The following is a 16330-nucleotide window of genomic DNA, read 5'->3' as shown; positions in this document are numbered from 1 at the left end:
GGGGCCGCGGGGGATGCGCTAAGCTTTCGGAGTCGCCCAGCGATGGGCCCTCGTAGCTCAGGGGATAGAGCACTGCCCTCCGGAGGCAGGTGTCGCAGGTTCGAATCCTGCCGAGGGCACCCATTCTGTTTGAACCCGCGCGAACTGCTCCGCCAGACGCCACGGGAAAGGGATCGGGGATGTCACGCCTGATCGCCGCCATCGATGACACCGTCGAGGTGGAATACGGCCAGTTCGTGCTCCAGGAAGTCTCCATGAGCCGCAACGCGCTGGGCTTGCCGGTCCCCACCGGCTCCTGGACCGCTGTCGGCGGTGCCGGTGGCCTGCTGCTGCACAGTTCCGCCACCGACCACTACCCCACGGTCCGCGTCGAGCTCTGGGACGGCACCCCACCCGGCGACGAGCGCTCCGGCTGGGCCGAGGTCTTGGAGCTGACCTGCGATCTCGCCACTGAAGTCCGGCTGCAGTCCGTCACCGCGACATTCGGCGAGCACACCCTCCAGATCCCGCGGCCAGGCGTCCACCACGTGCGGGCCGCGGTGGGCAACCAGAGCGACACGGCCGAGCTCGGCGAAGGCAGCTTCGAGACCGGAGTCGAACGCTGGCTCATCCAGCTCTGGCCCGTCTGACCCGGCACGGATCACGTGTGGTGGGCGTTGAGGAAACCGATGATCGTGGCGCTCCACCACCCGGCTTGGGAAACGGCTCCGCAGATCGCGGCGCGGATCAGCAGCGACCGCGGGACCTCCTGACCGGCGAGCCGGGGCGTGAGGTGGTGGGCGTACAAGCCGTTGAGGCCGATGACGAGCGCGATGCCGAGCTTGACGCGGGTCGGCCACGATGCCAGGTCGGGGTGGAGCACCAGTCCGCTGACCACCAGGGTCGCGAGGCCGGCCCAGATCGGGGCCGCCGCCGTCCGCGCCAGCTGGAGGACGTCGCCGAGCGTGCGGTGGCCGAGCAGCCACCTCAGCCCCAGCCAGTCGACCGTCAGGACGGCGCCGAACCCGGCCACGAGACCCACCAGGTGGGCGAAGCGGGCGACCGTGTGCAACGCCGGGTCGGCGTGCAGGTGGGGAACCGTCCAGAGAACGGCTCCCCATCCGAGGCACATCAAGACGCCCAGGGCGATCGGTGTCCACTTCGCCGCCGCGCCGCGCAGGGCGTCGCGCTGGCCACCCTCGCCCTCGGTGAGCGTGGCCATGGTCAGCCCTCGGTCTTCAGCTCGACGCCGGTGAACGTGGCCTCGGCTCCCGTGCTGAGGGCCGGTTGCTCGGTTTCCTCGCCGTGGCGCAGGAACGTGGGCGGTTGCAGCTTGGCGCGCAGGGTGTAGGTGCCGGCCCGCGGGACGGAGAAGTTGCTGGCGTAGTGGAAGAACTCGGCGTAGTAGAAGTTCAACGCCTTGCCCTCCACCACATTGCCGGCCGCGTCGAGGACGTCGACGTGGATCGGCACGTCGGGCACGATGCGGCCGGTCGCGGCTTCGATCGGGATGATTTCGATGTGGTGGGTCTCCCCCGGCGCGGCCGGGCGGAAGTGCTGGTGCCCGTTCTCGTCGTGGTACCAGGGCTCGGCGGCTTCGACGATGTAGCCGATGCGCCACGGGCCGACCGTGGTCTGGCCGCCCGCGTCCTTGATTTCCTGCTCCAGGACCGTGTATTGCGACACGACTCCCTGCGGGATGGCCGGTGCCGCCGCGGCGCCGCCCGCGGCCGTGACGGTGAACTCGTGGCGGATGCCCTCGCCCCGCATGCCGGGCTTGCAGGCGGTCGTGTACGAGCCCGGCTCGGTGACCTGAGCGGTCATGGACCGGCTGGTGCCGGGACCGATGTTCTCCACCTCGCTGATCACCCGGCCGTCCTTGCCGTAGAGGTAGAACTCGGTGACCTGGTTGCCCTTGTTGGCGATCTCGAAGGCGATCGGGCCCGTCGCCGCGTTCGTGCTCGCGACGTCGCAAGCGGTATCGGACGCCTCGACGTGGATCGCCGCCGCCTGCGGTGAGGCCGGTTCACCGCCGCAAGCCACGAGCACGAGGCTCGCACTCCCGATTCCGAGCAGGCTGAAGACAGTCTTGGGGCGCACAGTGATCTCCGAAGGTTCGCGTCCGGGTTCAGGCTGAGCCGTGGCTATCGGCTCGGTCGGTGGACGTTAGGTAAGGCTCACCTCAATGTAAAGAGGATGTGATGTGCATTGCCCAGGCGTGTCCGACCCGTTATCACCCCAGCTGACCTGCGGTTTTACGAGAACCATTCGGGTTTGCCGTCAGTTTGCCCACCGCGCTGACTAAGGTGCACGGCGTGGTGAACGACGACGGGTCCCTGTCCGGCCGGGTCGCGATCGTGACGGGGGTCAGCCGACGAGCCGGGATCGGGTTCGCGATCGCCGGACAACTGCTCGCCGCCGGGGCCTCGGTGCTCGTGCACTCCTGGTCGCCGCACGACGCCGAACAGCCTTGGGGCACTGATCCCGTCGGTGACGCTGGGATCGTGGAACTGCTCGGCGGGGAAGGTCCCCGGCTGCGGCACATCGCGGCCGACTTCGCCGACCCGCAGGCGCCCGGCGATGTGGTGACCGCCGCCGTCGAGGCGTTCGGGGCCGTCGATTTCCTGGTCGCCAACCATGCTCGCAGCTCGAACCAGACCCTCGCCGAAGTCACCGCCGCCGAGCTGGATCTCACCTGGGCCGTGAACGCCCGGGCGAGCGTGCTGCTCGCCCAGGCGTTCGCCGCGGCCCACGATGACGGACGTCCCGGCGGGCGGGTCGTCCTCTTCACCTCCGGGCAGCACCTCGCCCCGATGAGCCGGGAACTTCCTTACGCCATCAGCAAAGGCGCCATCCACCAGATGACCCTCAGCCTCTCCGACGCGCTGGTCGATCGGGGCATCACCGTCAACGCGCTCAACCCCGGGCCGGTCGACACCGGGTGGGCCGGCCCGGACCTCGCCGCAAGCGTCGGGCGTGCGCTGCCCGCCGGGCGGTGGGCCAGCCCCGGCGAGGTCGCCCGGCTCGTCCGGTGGCTCGTCTCCGCCGACAGCCAGTGGATCACCGGGCAGGTGATCAACGCCGAAGGCGGATTTCGCCGCTGGGTCAGGTGACGGTCAGTGCATCAGCCCCCGCCGCCGACGTCCGTACGCCAGCGACGCCAGCGAAACGCCGATCGCCGCCAGCACCACCTGGGTGATCAGCTCCAGCCAGTCGAACCCGGCCGTCTCGGCGTATCCGGCGCTGCGCGCGATGGCGGTGCCCGCCAGCGCCGCGATGATGCCGATCACGATGGTCAGCCAGAGCGGGATCTTCTGCCGTCCCGGCGCGAGCAACCGGCCGAGCACGCCGATCACCAGACCGACGACGATCGCGCTGATGATTCCGATGATGGTCATCGCCAACACCTCTTTCCGAGCGATGATTTCGAATACCCTCACCGGCGGGCGGGAAACGTCATTCTTCGGGCAGCAATGAACCGAGCGGACCCAGGTCGATGTTGAGATCTTTCGGGTCTATTCCGAAATGTTCACACAGCTCCGTCATCCGGTTTTCCAGATTCATGAGCGTCTGCCCGATCGCCTCGATCCGGTCGTCGGTGAGGTCGCCGTGCTCCACTCTCCGCAGCGCCTGCCGCTCCATGAGCTGGCGCAACAGCTCCACCACCGTCAGCACCAGGCTGACCAGGCTGCGTTCGGCCGTCTCGGGATCGGCGTTGATCCGTCCCTTTTCGAGCTCACTCATTTCGGGGCTGCAACGCCGTGATCGAGGTCAGCAGGGTGCGCAGGGAAATGTGCACGAGGTCGACGTCCGCGATGGACAACGTCAGTTCGCCACTCACGACGACTCCCCCGGCGAGTACGCGGTCGAGCAGGTCGATCAGCGCGACCGGCCGTTCGGCCGCGACCGGTGCGGGAACGGGTTGGCTCATGGTTCCTCCAGTACCGAAAAGGAATACGGTGGCCACGGGCCGGTCAGCCGCACCCGGATCGCGTCGTTGTCCTGGTCGCACGCCGCGGCCGCTTCGGCGAACCGCAGCGTGTGCTCGTGGTCGACCAGGTACGCGCCGTTGAGGATCATCCGCGCGTCCTCACCCGCCAGCGCGCGGCTCTGCGGAGGGTGCGTCGTGGCGTCGACGGCGAGCGCGGCGAGCAGGCGGTGCGCCCGGTCCGCCTGCTCGGCGGCGCACCGCTCCTGGTGTTCGCGCGAGTCCAGCGCCGCTCGCCGCCGGGCCAGGTAGGCCGCCCCCGCCCCGCGTGGGGACGGACCCCCGGCGTCGCTCGACGGGTCCGGTGCGGGGGCGAGGAAGATCTTGACGCCCCATTCGGTCCGCCCGGTGACCTGGTCGAGCGCGCGGGCGAACTCCGCCGCCCGGGATTCGAGCAGGTGCCGCACGCGGTCGTCGTCGTGGTACACGGTGGCCAGTCGCATCGGGATGGCCGGACCGCGGTCGATCAGGGCCACGATCACGGAGTCGTGCGCCCGGGCGACCGCGCCCAGCCAGTCGAGGTCCTCGAAGTTGCGGTGCAACGCTTCCTCGCCGAAGGAGCTCAACGGCACGTCGCCGACGACGGCCGCCAGCCCGGCCGCCTCGATGAACCGCGGGGTCTCGGCCGAGACTCCCGTCAGCTCGCCGAGCGCGGCCGGGTCGGCGTCCCGGGTCACGGCGTACAGCCAAACCCCTTGTCCCTCAATCATCTTCGTCATCCCGCTCCGGCGCGGCTTCCAGTTCGGCGATGCGGGCTCGCAGCCGGCGGTTCTCCTCGTGCACCCCGCCTTTGTCGCCCGTCAGCCACGGATCGCTTTCCCACCAGTCGATGCCGACGTCCTTCGCCGTCTCCAAGGAGGCGACGACGAGCCGGAGCTTGATCGTCAGCAGCTCGATGTCGAGCAGGTTGACCCGGATGTCGCCGGCGATCACCAGCCCCTTGTCCAGCACGCGTTCGAGGATGTCGCCGAGGTTGGCGGGCTGGTGGTTGCCCGCCGAGCCGAGCCCGGCCTGCGCGCCCGTCGCGGCGAGCGGCTGTCCGTTGGTCACGTCAGCTCACCCCGTTCCCGGTGCCGGCCCGGCCGCGCGAGTAACGCTTCGTGCGGCGGTACGCGAGCAGGCCACCGTCGGGATCGAGCTCGATCTCGTAGAGCGCGAGCATGTCCGCCGACGACGGGATCCGGCGGTCCTCCAGCACTTCCACCTCCACCAGCCAGCCGTCGTCCTCGGCGGGCTCGACCGAGGTGACGGCCGTCGGCTCGCTCGTGATCAGCTCGCCGACGTAGCGCAGCGCGAACGACGCCGCCGACGACGCGGACAGCACTTCGCCGCCGGACTCGGGCTTCGGCTTCCGGTCGGAACCGGCCTCACCGCGCGACCTCGCGGGAGCCATCGGTCATCACCTCTTCTCTTCCTCCGGCCCCGGCTCGGCCGGGGACGCGGTCAGGCGGTCCAGCACCCGTTGCTGTGCTTCGGCCTCTTCCTCGGGCGAGATCTCGCCGACGGCCCGCGCTTCTTCCGCGGCTTCGAGCTCACGGCGGACCGACGCGGGGTGGTACAGCTCCGCGTCGACCTGCCGCCGGATCAGCTCGGCCACGGCGAGCACCCCGCGCACGGGGGCGAAGGGCAACCCGAGGATCGTGCCGACCACACCCATCGCCTACTCCTCCGGCCGCTGGGTGACGACGAAGTCGTACGCCGCGAGCGGGCCCAGCAACCGCACTTCGACGCGGCCCTCCCAGTCGCGGGCGAGCTCTTCGACGGCGGCCTCGAGGTCGTCCTGCTTGGCCGTTTCGGCCAGGCACGCGAGGTGGACGGCTTCTTCTTCGTGCGTCGGTTCCCGGGGGCTGATCTCGACGCCGAGCCGCTCCAGGGCGTCCACCGTCCGCTGCGTGTCGGTGGCGCGCTTGGCTTCGATGGCCTTGCCAATCTGTTCGCCCAGTGCGATCCGCTGGTCGCGCGTGGCGTCTTCCGATTTGCCCCGGACCTGGTCCCGCAGCTTTGCCAGCTCTTCGTTCTCGTCGAGGATCTCGCGCAGCACGGCCTCTTCGACGTACCGGGCTTTGATGACGTACTCGGCCTTGCCCTCGAGTTCGTCCAGTGCGGCGGCGAAATCGTCCTCGTTCGCCTTGAGCAGCTCCTCGACGACGGCGTCCTCATCGGACACCACGGCGCCGAAGCGCAACGGCAGCACCGGGACCTCGGCGGCGGCCGCGTCCAGCAGGCCCGCGTGCGCGGTCAGGTCTTCCGGCCTGCCGAGCGGCTTGTCCCGCGGGATTTCGCTGACCAGCGCGGCGATCCGCTCGTAGGTCACCGTCGTGACCGGCGCGGGCGGGTCGCCGACGCCGCGTGCCCCGGAGTCGGTCTCGACGTCCGACGGGACGATGCCGTAGACGTAGAAGGCGGTTTCGCTCTCGTTCGCCATCTCAGTCGCCTCCCTTTCGTCGCCGACCGGCCGGCTGCTCCTGGTCTTCGTCGTCTCCGATGAGGTCGCGGAGCTTGTCGCCCGCCGCTTCGAGCGCGCCGCGCGTCTTCGCCTTGGCGCCGCCCTGGTTCACGTCCTCGAGCAGGTCGGGCAGTCCTTTCTGCTCGGTGTCGGAGATGTCGAGGCGGTTCACGGCTTCGGCGAACCGGAGGTAGGTGTCGACGCTGGCGACCACGACGCGGGCGTCGATGGTCAGCAGCTCGATGCCCACCAGGGACACCCGGACGTAGGCGTCGATCACCAATCCCTTGTCGAGGATCGTGTCGATCACGTCCGCGAGACTGCTCGAGCTCGGGCGGTCGAGGCCGCCTCCCCCGCCGGACGGCTGGACGGCTGTCGTCATCGCGTGCTCCCTTCCGCTCTGCCGGCGCGCGCCCGGGCCCGCCCGCGTCGGGCGGCCGGTTCGGGCTCGTCTTCCTCGGCGGCGTCTTCGTCTTCGTCTTCGGCTTGGTCTTCGTCTTCGTCGAGTTCGTCCTCTTCGGACTCTTCCGGCTCTTCGGCCTCGTCGGAGTCTTCGGCCTCGTCGGACTCGGACTCTTCGGACTCTTCGGCGTCGACGACCTGGCCGTCGCGGATCTCGCCGCGCCAGCCCTCGACGTCGTCGGGGTGCAGAAGCGCCTCGGTCATCACGTGCCGGCGGAAGTGCTTCAGCTCCAGCCGGACCCGCCGTCCCTGCGCGCGCCAGAGGTTGCCGGTGCGCTCGAACAGGCCCTGCGGGTGGTAGGCGAGGACCAGCACCACCCGGGTGAGGTCGGGCGTGAGCTCGTGGAAGGTGACGGCGCCGTCGACGTGGCCCTTCTGCCCCTTCGAGCGCCACACGATCCGCTCGCCGGGCACCTGTTCGAGGATCGTGGCCTCCCAGGTGCGGTGCGACCAGAAGATCTGGGCCCGCCACTCGAGCTTTTCGTCGCTGACCTGCTCGACGCTCTCGACCTTCTTCATGAACCGCGGGAACTCGGTGAACCGGGTCCACTGGTCGTAGACGAGGTCGGCGGGCGCCCCGATGTCGATCTCCTCGACGATGTTGGTGAGCTTGATCTTTTCGCCCTTGTTCCCGCCGCCGCCGCCGGTGAAGGCGTTCTTGACCTTGTCCACGATCCCGGAGAGGCCGCCCTTGACCGCGCCCATCGCGGCTTTGCCCTTCACCCCGGGTTTCCCGCCGGTGACGGCTTCGGCCAGGCCACCGCCCCCGCCCGCGGCGTAGTCGCTGAGGCGACCGGACGCGGAGGTGATGCGGTTGGTCAGCGAACCGGCCGCCCGGCCGGCGGCGGCTTCCGCCAGGTGCCGCAGGGCGTCGGTCAGCTCGTTCGATCCGCCGCCCGCCTTCCCGGCCGCACCCGTGGCGGTGCTCTTGGCCCGGCTGGCGGCGTTCTTCAGCTGCTTGGTAGCCATCGCGGTCACCTCCGGCCGGCGCCGACGCGGGCTCGCCGGGCCGGCTTCTCGCCATCCGAAGAGCCGGCGGTCCGCTTGGTCGTCTTCCGGCGGCGCACGGGCCGCTCGGCTTCGTCCGGCTGCTCACCGTCTTCGTCGCGGGCGGCCGCCCGGCGTCTGGCGGGACGGCGGGGTTCTTCGTCGTCGGACGGCTCTTCCTCGTCCGGCTCCGACGTGTCCTCTTCCGGCTCCCGCGTGCGACGCCGTCCGCGCTTCGGCGTCTCTTCTTCTTCGTCTTCGGCCGCGCGATCCGGTTCCTCGCCCGACTCTTCGTCGTCCGGTTCCTCGTCCCGCTTGCGGCCCCCTTCCTGCAGGCGCTCGGTGAGCGACTCGATCCGGGACTCGCCGCCGTCACGGCGGCCGCCTTGGCCGCGCCGAGGAGCTCGTCGCGCGCGACGTCCGTGAGCTTGCCCAGCTCCGCGGAGGTGCCGAGCTGCTTCAGGCCGTGCTGCAGAAGTTTCACCGGGGACGTGCCCGCCCGCCCGGTCGCCCCGGCGGCGGCGATCATCAACGCGAGCCGCATCTTCTTGGTGCGCCCCAGTAGGTAGCCGACCCCGACCCCTAGGACGATCCGCGCTCCTGGCTTCATTTGCTGGTCCTCCTGACCCTGACGGTTCGGACGAGGCCCAGCGCACCACGCGCACCACCTACGGAATTCGGGGCGAGCGGATGCGTGGGCACCACTCAAGCCAGGTTCCCGGGTGTCAGACCACGAAAACCGCCGCCCGCCAAGAAATCAAGATTCGCGTTGCCCGCCCGGACGGCCGTTGATCACCACTGTGGACAGTCGACGTCCTGTTACCGGCGAGTTTTCAAGTCCTTGTGAGATAACGGAAAAAGCACATCCCGTCACGCTGCGAGCGCGCGCTTCCGACGGATGGCCCGCTCGGCACGACCGAACAGACTCACCCGGCCGGGTCAATTTCTCAGCGCGTCATCGAGAACCACGCTGAGCGACGACGAGCCGCGAAGATCATTGTGCGCCAACGGATCCGCGAACCCGGGCGCGCGGGGAAAGCCGGTTCCGGCCGAATGGCCTAACCCGTCCGGGTCGGCCGTCGACGAGGCCTCCGCCCGCCGTTTACCTTCCGCGAACCTTTCCCTTGCCGCGCGCTCACCGAAGGTCCACATCGGACGCCTGATCGTCACCGGCCCGGTACACCCCCGGGGCGACGCCGAATTCGCGCTTGAACGCGTGCGAGAACGCGAACGGCGACCCGTAGCCGACCTTCGCCGCGACCGACGGCAGCGGCAGCGTCGTTTCCCGCAGCAACCTCGCCGCCTTCGTCAGGCGCCACCACGTCAGGTAGGCCATGGGCGGCCGTCCGGTCGACGCGGTGAACCGGCGAGCCAGCGTGGCGCGGGACAGGCCGACGCGGGCCGCGAGGTCCTCGATCCGCCACGGCGCTTCCGGATTCGCGTGCACCGCCTCCAGCGCCGCCGCGATCGGCGGGTCGCTCAGCGCCTGCGGCCACCCGGTGCCCGGGTTGTCCGCCAGCCACGCCCGGATGAGGTAGACGAGCAAGAGGTCGAGCAAGCCCGCGACGACCGTCGCCGAGCCGGGTTCGGCGGCACTCAGCTCGGCGCCCAGCAGGTCCATCGCCGACCGGAGCCGCGAGCCGACGCCGACTCGCGCCGGGACGTGGACCACCTCCGGCAGGCTGGTCAGCACGGGGTGCCGGTGCGCCTGCGCGAGACGGTACTTGCCGCACAGGAACTCCGTCCGGCCGTCCGGCTCGGGCACCGCCGCCTCGAACGGGACCGCGCCCGCGGCGTCCGGGCGCGACGACAGCGTGTGCGGGCTGCCGTGCGGGACCAGCACGACGTCGCCCGCACCGAGCGGGACCGGCGCGCCGCTCTCCGGGACCAGCCAGCCGCTGCCCCGCAGCAAGGCGTGGAAACCCGCGCCTTCGTAGCGCGCGAAGCGGTAGCACCAGTCGTCGCCCGCGCTGAGGCGGTTCGACGTCGGCCGCCCGATGCGGACGGCCGTGATCGCGTCGCTCAGGAGATCCATGATGTGAGACGATCGCGTATCGGAACGAGCAGATCAACCATGGAAACGCTCATTCGGCGAGCTTAGCTTAGCGATATGCACATCGGTGACGTCGAAGTCGTGAAGGTCCTCGAGTGGGCGGGCGAGATCGCGCCCGCCCGGGACATCGTCCCCAGCCCGGCCGAGCTGTGGGCGGACAACGCCCGCTGGCTCGCCCCGGACCACTGGAACCCGGGCACCGGCGGTTACGTCGGCGCCGTGCAGACGTGGGTCCTCCGCTCCGAAGGCCGTGTCGTCCTCGTCGACACCGGCGTCGGGAACGACCGGGAGCGGCCGCAGATCCCGCTCTTCGACCACATGAGCACGGACTTCCTCGACCGGCTCGCCGCCGCCGGGGTCCGGCCCGAGGACGTCGACGTCGTCGTGAACACCCACATCCACTACGACCACGTCGGCTGGAACACCCGGCTCCGCGACGGCGACTGGGTCCCGACGTTCCCGAACGCGACCTACCTGATCCCCCGCGCCGACGCGACGTACTTCGATCCCCGCAACGCCCACCGCCGCCCGGCGCCGCGCACCGAGCGCGACCAGGTGCGCCGGGAAGGCAGCCTGCTCGTCTACGCCGACAGCGTCGCGCCGGTGCTCGGGCGAACCGTGCTGTGGGAGGGGAGCCACCGGATCGACCGGAACCTCACCCTCGAGCCCGCGCCCGGCCACACCCCGGGCTCGTCCGTGCTCCGGCTCTCGTCGGGGACGGACCGGGCCGTCTTCGTCGGGGACCTGCTCCACAGCCCCGTCCAGATCGTCGCGCCCGAGCACAGCAGTTGTTTCTGCGAAGCCCCGGCGCAGGCGGCCGTCACGCGGCGGCAAGTACTCGAGCGGGCCGCGGACCAGCGCGAACTCGTCATCCCCGCGCACTTCGGCGGCTCGGGCGCGGCCGAGGTCCGGCGCGACGGCAGCCGGTTCGCCGTCCACCGCTGGGCGAGCCGGCTTCCTGTTGAAAGGCTGTGAATCGGACAGAACTGGCACTCCTCGCCCCCTCGGCACGTTTCCAGGGGGACGGAGGAGGAACCATGGGTGCCCTGTGGACGTTGATCGGCTTCGCGCTGAGCCTGTACCTGCTGGTACTGATCGCGCGGATGGTGCTGGACTGGGTCGGGATGGTGGCGGACAGCCCGCCGTGGACGCGGCGCGCCCGCAGCCTCGCCTACTCCGCGACCGAGCCGGTGATCGGGCCGGTCCGGCGGGTCGTGCGGCCGGTGCGGATCGGCGGGATCTCCCTCGACCTCGCCTTCACGCTGGTCTTCATCGGCGTCATCGTGCTGCGGAGCATCGTCTTCGCGCTTTAGAGCGCGCCGCGGAAGCCCGCGGAGAGGCGGTCGATGCCGCGTTCCAGCTCGGCGCGCACGCCGCGCAGGTCGACGCCGTCGGGGTCGATCAGGGCCTGCATCGAGATCCCTCGCAGCTGCGCGAGCAACGCCGAGGCGTACGAATCCGCGTCGCGGACGCCGGTGATCGTCCCGTCCGCGACGCCGCTCGCCACCGTCTGGGCGATGGCGAACCGGAACCGGCGGTCGGCCTCGGTCAGCGCGCCGCGCAACGCCGAGTTCTCCGCCGCGCCGTCGCCCCAGAGGGCGAGGAACGCCTGGTTGAGCGTCGGCATCGTGTGGATCAGCTCGAAGATGATGTCCAGCAACGCGCGCAGCATGTCCATCGGCGTCGGGACCGCCGCCCCGGTGCGGGCCGCGACGGCCTCGCTGTAGGCGTCGGTGAACTCCGCGACCGCGTACTCGACCAGCCGCTGCCCGAGCCCGTCCTTGTCCCCGAAGTGCTGGTAGACGACGGACCGGGCGTACCCGGAGCGGGCGCAGACGGCGCCGAGCTTCATCCGGCCGAACCCGTCCTCGGCGATGAGGTGCGCGGCGGCGGCCAGGATGCGCGCCTCGGCGACGCCCTCGTCGTCCTGCGGGATCCGGCCCGCGGCAGAGCGGTCCACCGCGCCATGTTAGCGACCGCGACCCCACCCCACCGGCCGAACCGTCAGCGGCTCGTGCGCGGACCGTCAGCGGTCCCGCGCAGTCTCGGATCGTCAGCACCGACCCGAGAGAGGTACCACCGATGACCGCCAAGACCGTGCTCGTCTCCGGGGCCAGCATCGCCGGCCCGTCCGCGGCCTTCTGGCTGCACCGCGCCGGCTACCGGGTGACCGTCGTCGAGACCGCGCCCGCCCTGCGGCCCGGCGGCCAGGCCGTCGACTTCCGCGGGGAACAGGTGAAGCTGCTCGACGCCATGGGCGTCCTCGGCGACGTCCGCCGCCACGAGACGGCGATGGGCGACCAGACCCTGCTCGGCCTCGACGCGCGGCCGCTGTTCACCGTGCCCGGCGCCGCCTGGAGCGGCGAGGTCGAGATCCTGCGCGGCGACCTCGCGCGGATCCTGTACGAGCACACGAGGGACTACACCGAATACGTCTTCGGCGACCGCGTCACCAGCCTCACCGAGACCGCCGACGGCGTCGACGTCACCTTCGCCCACGGCTCGCCGCGGAGCTTCGACCTGGTCGTCGGCGCCGACGGCGTGCACTCCGGCGTGCGGGCCGCCGCCTTCGGGCCGGAGCGGGACTTCCGGCGCGACCTCGGCTTCGGCATCGCCGGGTTCACCGCGCCCAACCACCTCGGCCTCGACCACACGAGCGTGATGTACAACGAGCCGGGCCGCGGCCTGACCGTGGGCAGTCACCGGCTGCCGGACCGGCTGCACGTCGCCTTGGTCTTCGCCGCCGACGGCGTCGAGTTCCGCCGCCGCAACGCCGATGAGCAGCGCGCGCTGGTCACCCGGCTCTTCGCCGACACGGGCTGGGAGACGCCGAAGCTGCTCGAGGCGCTGCCCGCGGCGACCGACCTCTACGTCGACTCGATCAGCCAGATCCACCTCCACCGCTGGTCGAAAGGCCGGGTCGTGCTGCTCGGCGACGCCGCCTGGTGCGCCGGGCCGGGCGGGTCCGGCACCGGCCTCGCGATGATGGGCGCGCAGGTGCTGGCCGGCGAGCTCGCCGCGGCGGGTGGCGACCACGCGACAGCGTTCGCGAAGTACGAGCAGCGGCTCCGCAAGCCCGCGACCGTCGGGCAGAAGAACGGCAAGGGCTCGGGCAATTTCCTCGCGCCGCGCACGGCCGCGAAGATCCGCAGCCGCAACCGCGCCTACCGGATGCTGAGCACGCGGGTGTTCGGCAAGGTGTTCACCTGGATGACCGACCGGGCGGCGAACGCGGTGGAGTACCGCGAGTACCCGGCGCTCACCGCCGCTTGAGCCGTCGATCTTCGTCTCATCGGGGGACACCGGTGGCGGCCCGGCGTGGCGTGCGTCACTCTTTACGCCATGTCAATACGCCGGGCCGCTGACTCGCGAGTCAGGACGGCGCTCGCCGGACTGGCCGTGCTGGCCCTGGGCGTGGTCACCGCGCTGAACGTGCGCAACCTGCCGGTGATCGGCGACGGCACGACCTACTCCGCGGAGTTCAGTGAAGCAGCGGGGCTCTTCGAAGGCAACGACGTCCGCGTCGCCGGGGTCAAGGTCGGGCGCGTTTCGGACATCGAGCTGCGCGGGGACCACGTGCTGGTTTCCTTCAAGGCCAAGGGTGCCTGGCTCGGCGACGCGACGGGCGCGGCGATCCGGCTGAAGACCGTGCTGGGCCAGAAGTACCTCGCGCTCGACCCGCAGGGCGAGGACACGCTCGACCCGGGGACGCCGATCCCGCGGTCCCGCACCAGCGTCCCGTACGACGTCCTCACCGCGTTCGGCGAACTCTCGTCCACTGTGGACAGGATCGACACCACTCAGCTGGCGAAGAGCTTCGACACGCTGTCGGCGACGCTCGCCAACACGCCGGGCAGCGTCCGCGCCGCGCTCACCGGCCTGTCGCGCCTGTCGGACACGCTCGCCACCCGCGACCACCAGCTCGCCACGCTCCTGGGCAACACGCGGGTTGTCTCCCAGACGCTCGTCGACCGCGACGCCGCCGTGCAGCAGCTGCTGTCCGACGGCAACCAGCTCCTCGCCGAAGTGAGCTCCCGTGAGCAGGCGATCAGCACCCTGCTCGACGGCTCGCGGCAGCTCGGCGCCGAGCTGTCCGGCCTGATCCGCGACAACGACGCCCAGCTCGGCCCGCTGCTCACCCAGCTCGACCAGCTGACGTCGATGCTGCAGCGCAACCAGGACGCGCTCGCCGCCGGCATCAAGGGGTTCGCGCCGCTCGTGCGGTTCGGCACCAACATCGCCAGCAGCGGCCGGTGGATCGACGGCTACTTGTGCGGGCTCGTGCTGCCGTCGTTCGGCCCGCTCAACGAAGAAGGCTGCCACGGCTGAGCCGTGCGTGGCATGCTGGCGCCGTGCGCTACCTGCTCCTGCTGCGCGGTGACGAGACGGCGGCCGCGAACGCGGGCCCCGAGATGGCTCAGCGCTGCCACCAATGGGCCGCCGAAGTCGCCGAACGCGGCGTCGAGCAGGTCGGCACCGGGCTGCGGCCACCCGCCGAGGCGAAGACGCTGCGCGTGCGCGACGGCGAGGTGCTGCTGACCGACGGCCCGTTCGCCGAGACGAAGGAGCAGGTCGGCGGGTTCGTCGTGCTCGAGTGCCCGGACCGGCGCACGGCCGTCGAGGTCGCCTCGCGGCACCCGTGGGCCGAAGCCGGGACACTCGAGCTGCGCGAAATCCCCGGCGCGCCTACGGTTTCGTGATCTTCACCGTCACCTGGTTGTCGTTGTAGGTGTAGGCGACGTACTCGAACTCGACGCCGGTGCGCTCGACGTACTCCGTCCAGGCGCGGTACTCGTGCCGCTTCCAGCCGGGGAAGTTGAAGAACTCGTCGAAGTGCACGATGCTGCCCGCGCGCAGCCGCGGCCCGCACAGGTCGAGCACGGTCTTGGCCGAGCTATAGAGGTCGCCGTCGACGTGCAGGAAGTCGACGTGCCCTTCGTGGGCTTCGAGGAACCCGGGCAGGCTGTCGGCGAAGAGGCCGACGACCAGCTCGGCGCCCGGGACGTCGGGCAGGTCGTCGCGGGCGAACGCCCCGGCGGGCATGCCGTTGAGCCAAGCCTCCGGCAGGCCGTCGAAGGAGTCGAAGCCGTAGACCTCGACGCCGTCGCGGGCGCGGGCGATCCGGCGCAGCGTGTTGCCGGAGGCGACGCCGAACTCCAGCGCCATTCCCCCTTGCGGCGCCAGGGAAAGCGCGTACTCGAGCGTCTCGGGTGGACTGCCGAAGTGCCGGGCGCCGACGAGGTGCTCGCGGGCGAAGACGTTGCTCTCCAGGGCCGCGTCCTGGTCGCCGGCGTAGACGATGTCGCGGCGGCTGCGGATTTCGAACTCCACCACCCGATCGAGCAGGCGGTCACCCTGGCGGACGATCTCCTCGCGCAGCTCCCCGGCCATCCGGTTCAGCTGATCGGTGTACGGGTCGTGCACTTTCGAGGCCACCCGGAACAGCATCCTGCCCAGGGTCCGCCGCAGTGCTTGCGTGGCGGGCGAACGGTTCATCCCGGGACGGTACCTGACGCGGCCGCGCGACCCGCGCACTCCCCTGCGCCGCGGCGCAGAGTGTCTCGGCACCAAGATCGTCCACTGTGTACACCTCGCACCGGCAGGTGGCCCGCGCCCGCCCGGCTTGCACGACGACGGCGCGGGCGCGCAGCGTGACGCCGACCGCGGGCCGCAGGTAGTCGATCGTGAAGCCGGCGGTGAGCAGCGACGGCCCGAGCACGGTGCCGGCGGCGAAGGTGAGCGCGTTGTCGGCGGCGTAGGCCAGCACCCCGCCGTGCAGGAAGCCGTTCTGCTGCTTGAGCTCGTCGCGGACGGCCAGCTCCAGCGTGGCCGCGCCGTCGCCGAACTCGGTCAGCCGGGCGCCGAGCAACCGGCTGAAGGGCTGGCTCGCCAGGCCGCGGCGGGCGACGTCGAGATCGATCATAAACCCTCACTTCACTGGTGAAGTGAGAATGGCGCGACGGGCGCGGGACTGTCAAGATCGGGGCGTGCCCGAACCCGACCAGCGCCTGTTCTTCCTGCTCCAGCAGGCCGCCCACCGGCTGCGCGTCGCCGCCGACCGCCGCTGCCTCGCCGCGGCCGGGATCACGACTTCCCAGCTCGGTGCCCTGTTCGCCGTCCAAGAAGGCGGTCTGACCCAGCGCGAGCTGGCCGCGCGGCTCGGCCAGCGCGAATCGGCGGTGACGGCGATGGTCGCCCGGCTGGCCGACGCGGGCCTGGTCGCCCGGAGCGCGCACCCGAGCGAGCACCGCGCGGTGGTGCTGGAGCTGACGGCGGCGGGCGAGACCGCGCTGGCCAGGGTGGCGCCGGAGATCGAGGAGTTCAACGCCCGGCTGCACCAGGTGCTCGGTGAGGAGGGCTTCCGCCGGACCGCGGACGGCGTCGGCAAGCTGGCGGCCGCGCACTGGTCTTGAAT

24 protein-coding genes and 1 tRNA gene are annotated in these 16330 nt (G+C 70.9%); 9 read left to right on the top strand and 16 right to left on the bottom strand.

What is annotated here, in order from left to right; translation table 11 throughout:
- The first annotated feature begins 46 nt into the window (after window positions 1-46).
- Window positions 47-119 (top strand) — tRNA-Arg (locus QP939_RS23580).
- 60 nt (window positions 120-179) lie between these two features.
- Window positions 180-629 (top strand): hypothetical protein, encoded by a 450-nt coding sequence (locus QP939_RS23575; protein WP_285458987.1) that lies wholly within the window; start codon window positions 180-182, stop codon window positions 627-629.
- An 11-nt stretch (window positions 630-640) separates the two neighbouring features.
- Here QP939_RS23575 and QP939_RS23570 read toward each other — a convergent pair whose 3' ends face one another.
- The gene (locus QP939_RS23570; protein ID WP_285458986.1) at window positions 641-1201 is read right to left on the bottom strand and encodes a hypothetical protein; all 561 of its coding nucleotides are present in this window, start codon (window positions 1199-1201) and stop codon (window positions 641-643) included.
- A 2-nt stretch (window positions 1202-1203) separates the two neighbouring features.
- Window positions 1204-2079: a cupredoxin domain-containing protein gene (locus tag QP939_RS23565; protein WP_285458985.1), complete on the bottom strand. Its 876-nt coding sequence runs from the start codon at window positions 2077-2079 to the stop codon at window positions 1204-1206.
- Between the two features lie 215 nt (window positions 2080-2294).
- Between QP939_RS23565 and QP939_RS23560 the strand changes: the two genes are divergently transcribed.
- Entirely contained in the window at window positions 2295-3092 is a 798-nt protein-coding gene (locus tag QP939_RS23560; protein WP_285458984.1) for an SDR family oxidoreductase, read from the top strand.
- 3 nt (window positions 3093-3095) lie between these two features.
- Here the strand turns inward: QP939_RS23560 and QP939_RS23555 are convergent, their stop codons facing one another.
- The 11 genes from QP939_RS23555 to QP939_RS23505 all read right to left on the bottom strand — a co-directional run bounded on the left by QP939_RS23555 (window position 3096) and on the right by QP939_RS23505 (window position 9897).
- Window positions 3096-3377 carry a GlsB/YeaQ/YmgE family stress response membrane protein gene (locus QP939_RS23555; protein WP_285458983.1) on the bottom strand — a complete coding sequence of 94 codons (282 nt, stop codon included), beginning with the start codon at window positions 3375-3377 and terminating at the stop codon, window positions 3096-3098.
- 58 nt (window positions 3378-3435) lie between these two features.
- Window positions 3436-3723 carry a gas vesicle protein K gene (locus tag QP939_RS23550; RefSeq protein WP_285458982.1) on the bottom strand — a complete coding sequence of 96 codons (288 nt, stop codon included), beginning with the start codon at window positions 3721-3723 and terminating at the stop codon, window positions 3436-3438.
- On the bottom strand, window positions 3716-3910 hold the full coding sequence (locus QP939_RS23545; RefSeq protein ID WP_285458981.1) for a gas vesicle protein: 195 nt from the start codon (window positions 3908-3910) through the stop codon (window positions 3716-3718). The genes QP939_RS23550 and QP939_RS23545 overlap by 8 nt, the downstream gene beginning before the upstream one ends.
- Entirely contained in the window at window positions 3907-4686 is a 780-nt protein-coding gene (locus tag QP939_RS23540; RefSeq protein ID WP_285458980.1) for a GvpL/GvpF family gas vesicle protein, read from the bottom strand. Before QP939_RS23540 ends, QP939_RS23545 begins: the two co-directional genes overlap by 4 nt.
- Window positions 4670-5017 carry a gas vesicle protein gene (locus QP939_RS23535; RefSeq protein WP_285458979.1) on the bottom strand — a complete coding sequence of 116 codons (348 nt, stop codon included), beginning with the start codon at window positions 5015-5017 and terminating at the stop codon, window positions 4670-4672. The genes QP939_RS23540 and QP939_RS23535 overlap by 17 nt, the downstream gene beginning before the upstream one ends.
- Before the next feature lies 1 nt (window position 5018).
- Complete coding sequence (gene gvpO, locus QP939_RS23530) at window positions 5019-5360, bottom strand: gas vesicle protein GvpO (protein ID WP_285458978.1); 342 nt, start codon at window positions 5358-5360, stop codon at window positions 5019-5021.
- A 6-nt stretch (window positions 5361-5366) separates the two neighbouring features.
- Window positions 5367-5624: a gas vesicle protein GvpG gene (locus QP939_RS23525; protein ID WP_285458977.1), complete on the bottom strand. Its 258-nt coding sequence runs from the start codon at window positions 5622-5624 to the stop codon at window positions 5367-5369.
- Window positions 5625-5627: 3 nt separating this feature from the next.
- Entirely contained in the window at window positions 5628-6392 is a 765-nt protein-coding gene (locus QP939_RS23520) for a GvpL/GvpF family gas vesicle protein (protein WP_285458976.1), read from the bottom strand.
- 1 nt (window position 6393) lies between these two features.
- Window positions 6394-6795 carry a gas vesicle protein GvpJ gene (gene gvpJ, locus QP939_RS23515; RefSeq protein ID WP_285458975.1) on the bottom strand — a complete coding sequence of 134 codons (402 nt, stop codon included), beginning with the start codon at window positions 6793-6795 and terminating at the stop codon, window positions 6394-6396.
- Window positions 6792-7844 (bottom strand): SRPBCC family protein, encoded by a 1053-nt coding sequence (locus QP939_RS23510; protein ID WP_285458974.1) that lies wholly within the window; start codon window positions 7842-7844, stop codon window positions 6792-6794. The genes gvpJ and QP939_RS23510 overlap by 4 nt, the downstream gene beginning before the upstream one ends.
- A gap of 1153 nt (window positions 7845-8997) precedes the next feature.
- A complete protein-coding gene (locus tag QP939_RS23505) occupies window positions 8998-9897 on the bottom strand; it encodes an AraC family transcriptional regulator (protein WP_285458973.1) in 900 nt (299 codons plus the stop codon).
- 75 nt (window positions 9898-9972) lie between these two features.
- Between QP939_RS23505 and QP939_RS23500 the strand changes: the two genes are divergently transcribed.
- Together QP939_RS23500 and QP939_RS23495 are read left to right on the top strand one after the other, a co-directional pair.
- Complete coding sequence (locus tag QP939_RS23500) at window positions 9973-10890, top strand: MBL fold metallo-hydrolase (protein WP_285458972.1); 918 nt, start codon at window positions 9973-9975, stop codon at window positions 10888-10890.
- A gap of 62 nt (window positions 10891-10952) precedes the next feature.
- A complete protein-coding gene (locus QP939_RS23495) occupies window positions 10953-11228 on the top strand; it encodes a YggT family protein (RefSeq protein WP_285458971.1) in 276 nt (91 codons plus the stop codon).
- On the opposite strand, the gene QP939_RS23490 is transcribed toward QP939_RS23495, so the two are convergent.
- Window positions 11225-11875 carry a TetR family transcriptional regulator C-terminal domain-containing protein gene (locus tag QP939_RS23490; protein WP_285458970.1) on the bottom strand — a complete coding sequence of 217 codons (651 nt, stop codon included), beginning with the start codon at window positions 11873-11875 and terminating at the stop codon, window positions 11225-11227. The two genes, QP939_RS23495 and QP939_RS23490, sit on opposite strands and share 4 nt — an antisense overlap.
- A 122-nt stretch (window positions 11876-11997) precedes the next feature.
- Between QP939_RS23490 and QP939_RS23485 the strand changes: the two genes are divergently transcribed.
- From QP939_RS23485 to QP939_RS23475, 3 genes are all read left to right on the top strand, one after another.
- Window positions 11998-13188, top strand: coding sequence for an FAD-dependent monooxygenase (locus QP939_RS23485; protein ID WP_285458969.1), 1191 nt, complete (start codon window positions 11998-12000; stop codon window positions 13186-13188).
- A gap of 69 nt (window positions 13189-13257) precedes the next feature.
- Complete coding sequence (locus tag QP939_RS23480) at window positions 13258-14244, top strand: MCE family protein (protein WP_285458968.1); 987 nt, start codon at window positions 13258-13260, stop codon at window positions 14242-14244.
- Window positions 14245-14267: 23 nt separating this feature from the next.
- Window positions 14268-14615 carry a YciI family protein gene (locus QP939_RS23475; protein WP_285458967.1) on the top strand — a complete coding sequence of 116 codons (348 nt, stop codon included), beginning with the start codon at window positions 14268-14270 and terminating at the stop codon, window positions 14613-14615.
- Here the strand turns inward: QP939_RS23475 and QP939_RS23470 are convergent.
- Window positions 14602-15363, bottom strand: coding sequence for a class I SAM-dependent methyltransferase (locus tag QP939_RS23470; RefSeq protein WP_285458966.1), 762 nt, complete (start codon window positions 15361-15363; stop codon window positions 14602-14604). The genes QP939_RS23475 and QP939_RS23470 overlap by 14 nt on opposite strands.
- Window positions 15266-15838 (bottom strand): PaaI family thioesterase, encoded by a 573-nt coding sequence (locus tag QP939_RS23465; protein WP_285458965.1) that lies wholly within the window; start codon window positions 15836-15838, stop codon window positions 15266-15268. The genes QP939_RS23470 and QP939_RS23465 overlap by 98 nt, the downstream gene beginning before the upstream one ends.
- A gap of 64 nt (window positions 15839-15902) precedes the next feature.
- Here QP939_RS23465 and QP939_RS23460 point away from each other — a divergent pair, with 64 nt between their 5' ends.
- Window positions 15903-16328: a MarR family winged helix-turn-helix transcriptional regulator gene (locus QP939_RS23460; protein WP_285458964.1), complete on the top strand. Its 426-nt coding sequence runs from the start codon at window positions 15903-15905 to the stop codon at window positions 16326-16328.
- Window positions 16329-16330: the final 2 nt, after the last annotated feature.

The organism is Amycolatopsis nalaikhensis, assembly GCF_030264295.1.
Classification (GTDB): Bacteria; Actinomycetota; Actinomycetes; order Mycobacteriales; family Pseudonocardiaceae; genus Amycolatopsis; species Amycolatopsis nalaikhensis.
Note: the sequence above shows the minus strand (reverse complement) of the source record. Positions and strands in the feature narration are given on the sequence as shown.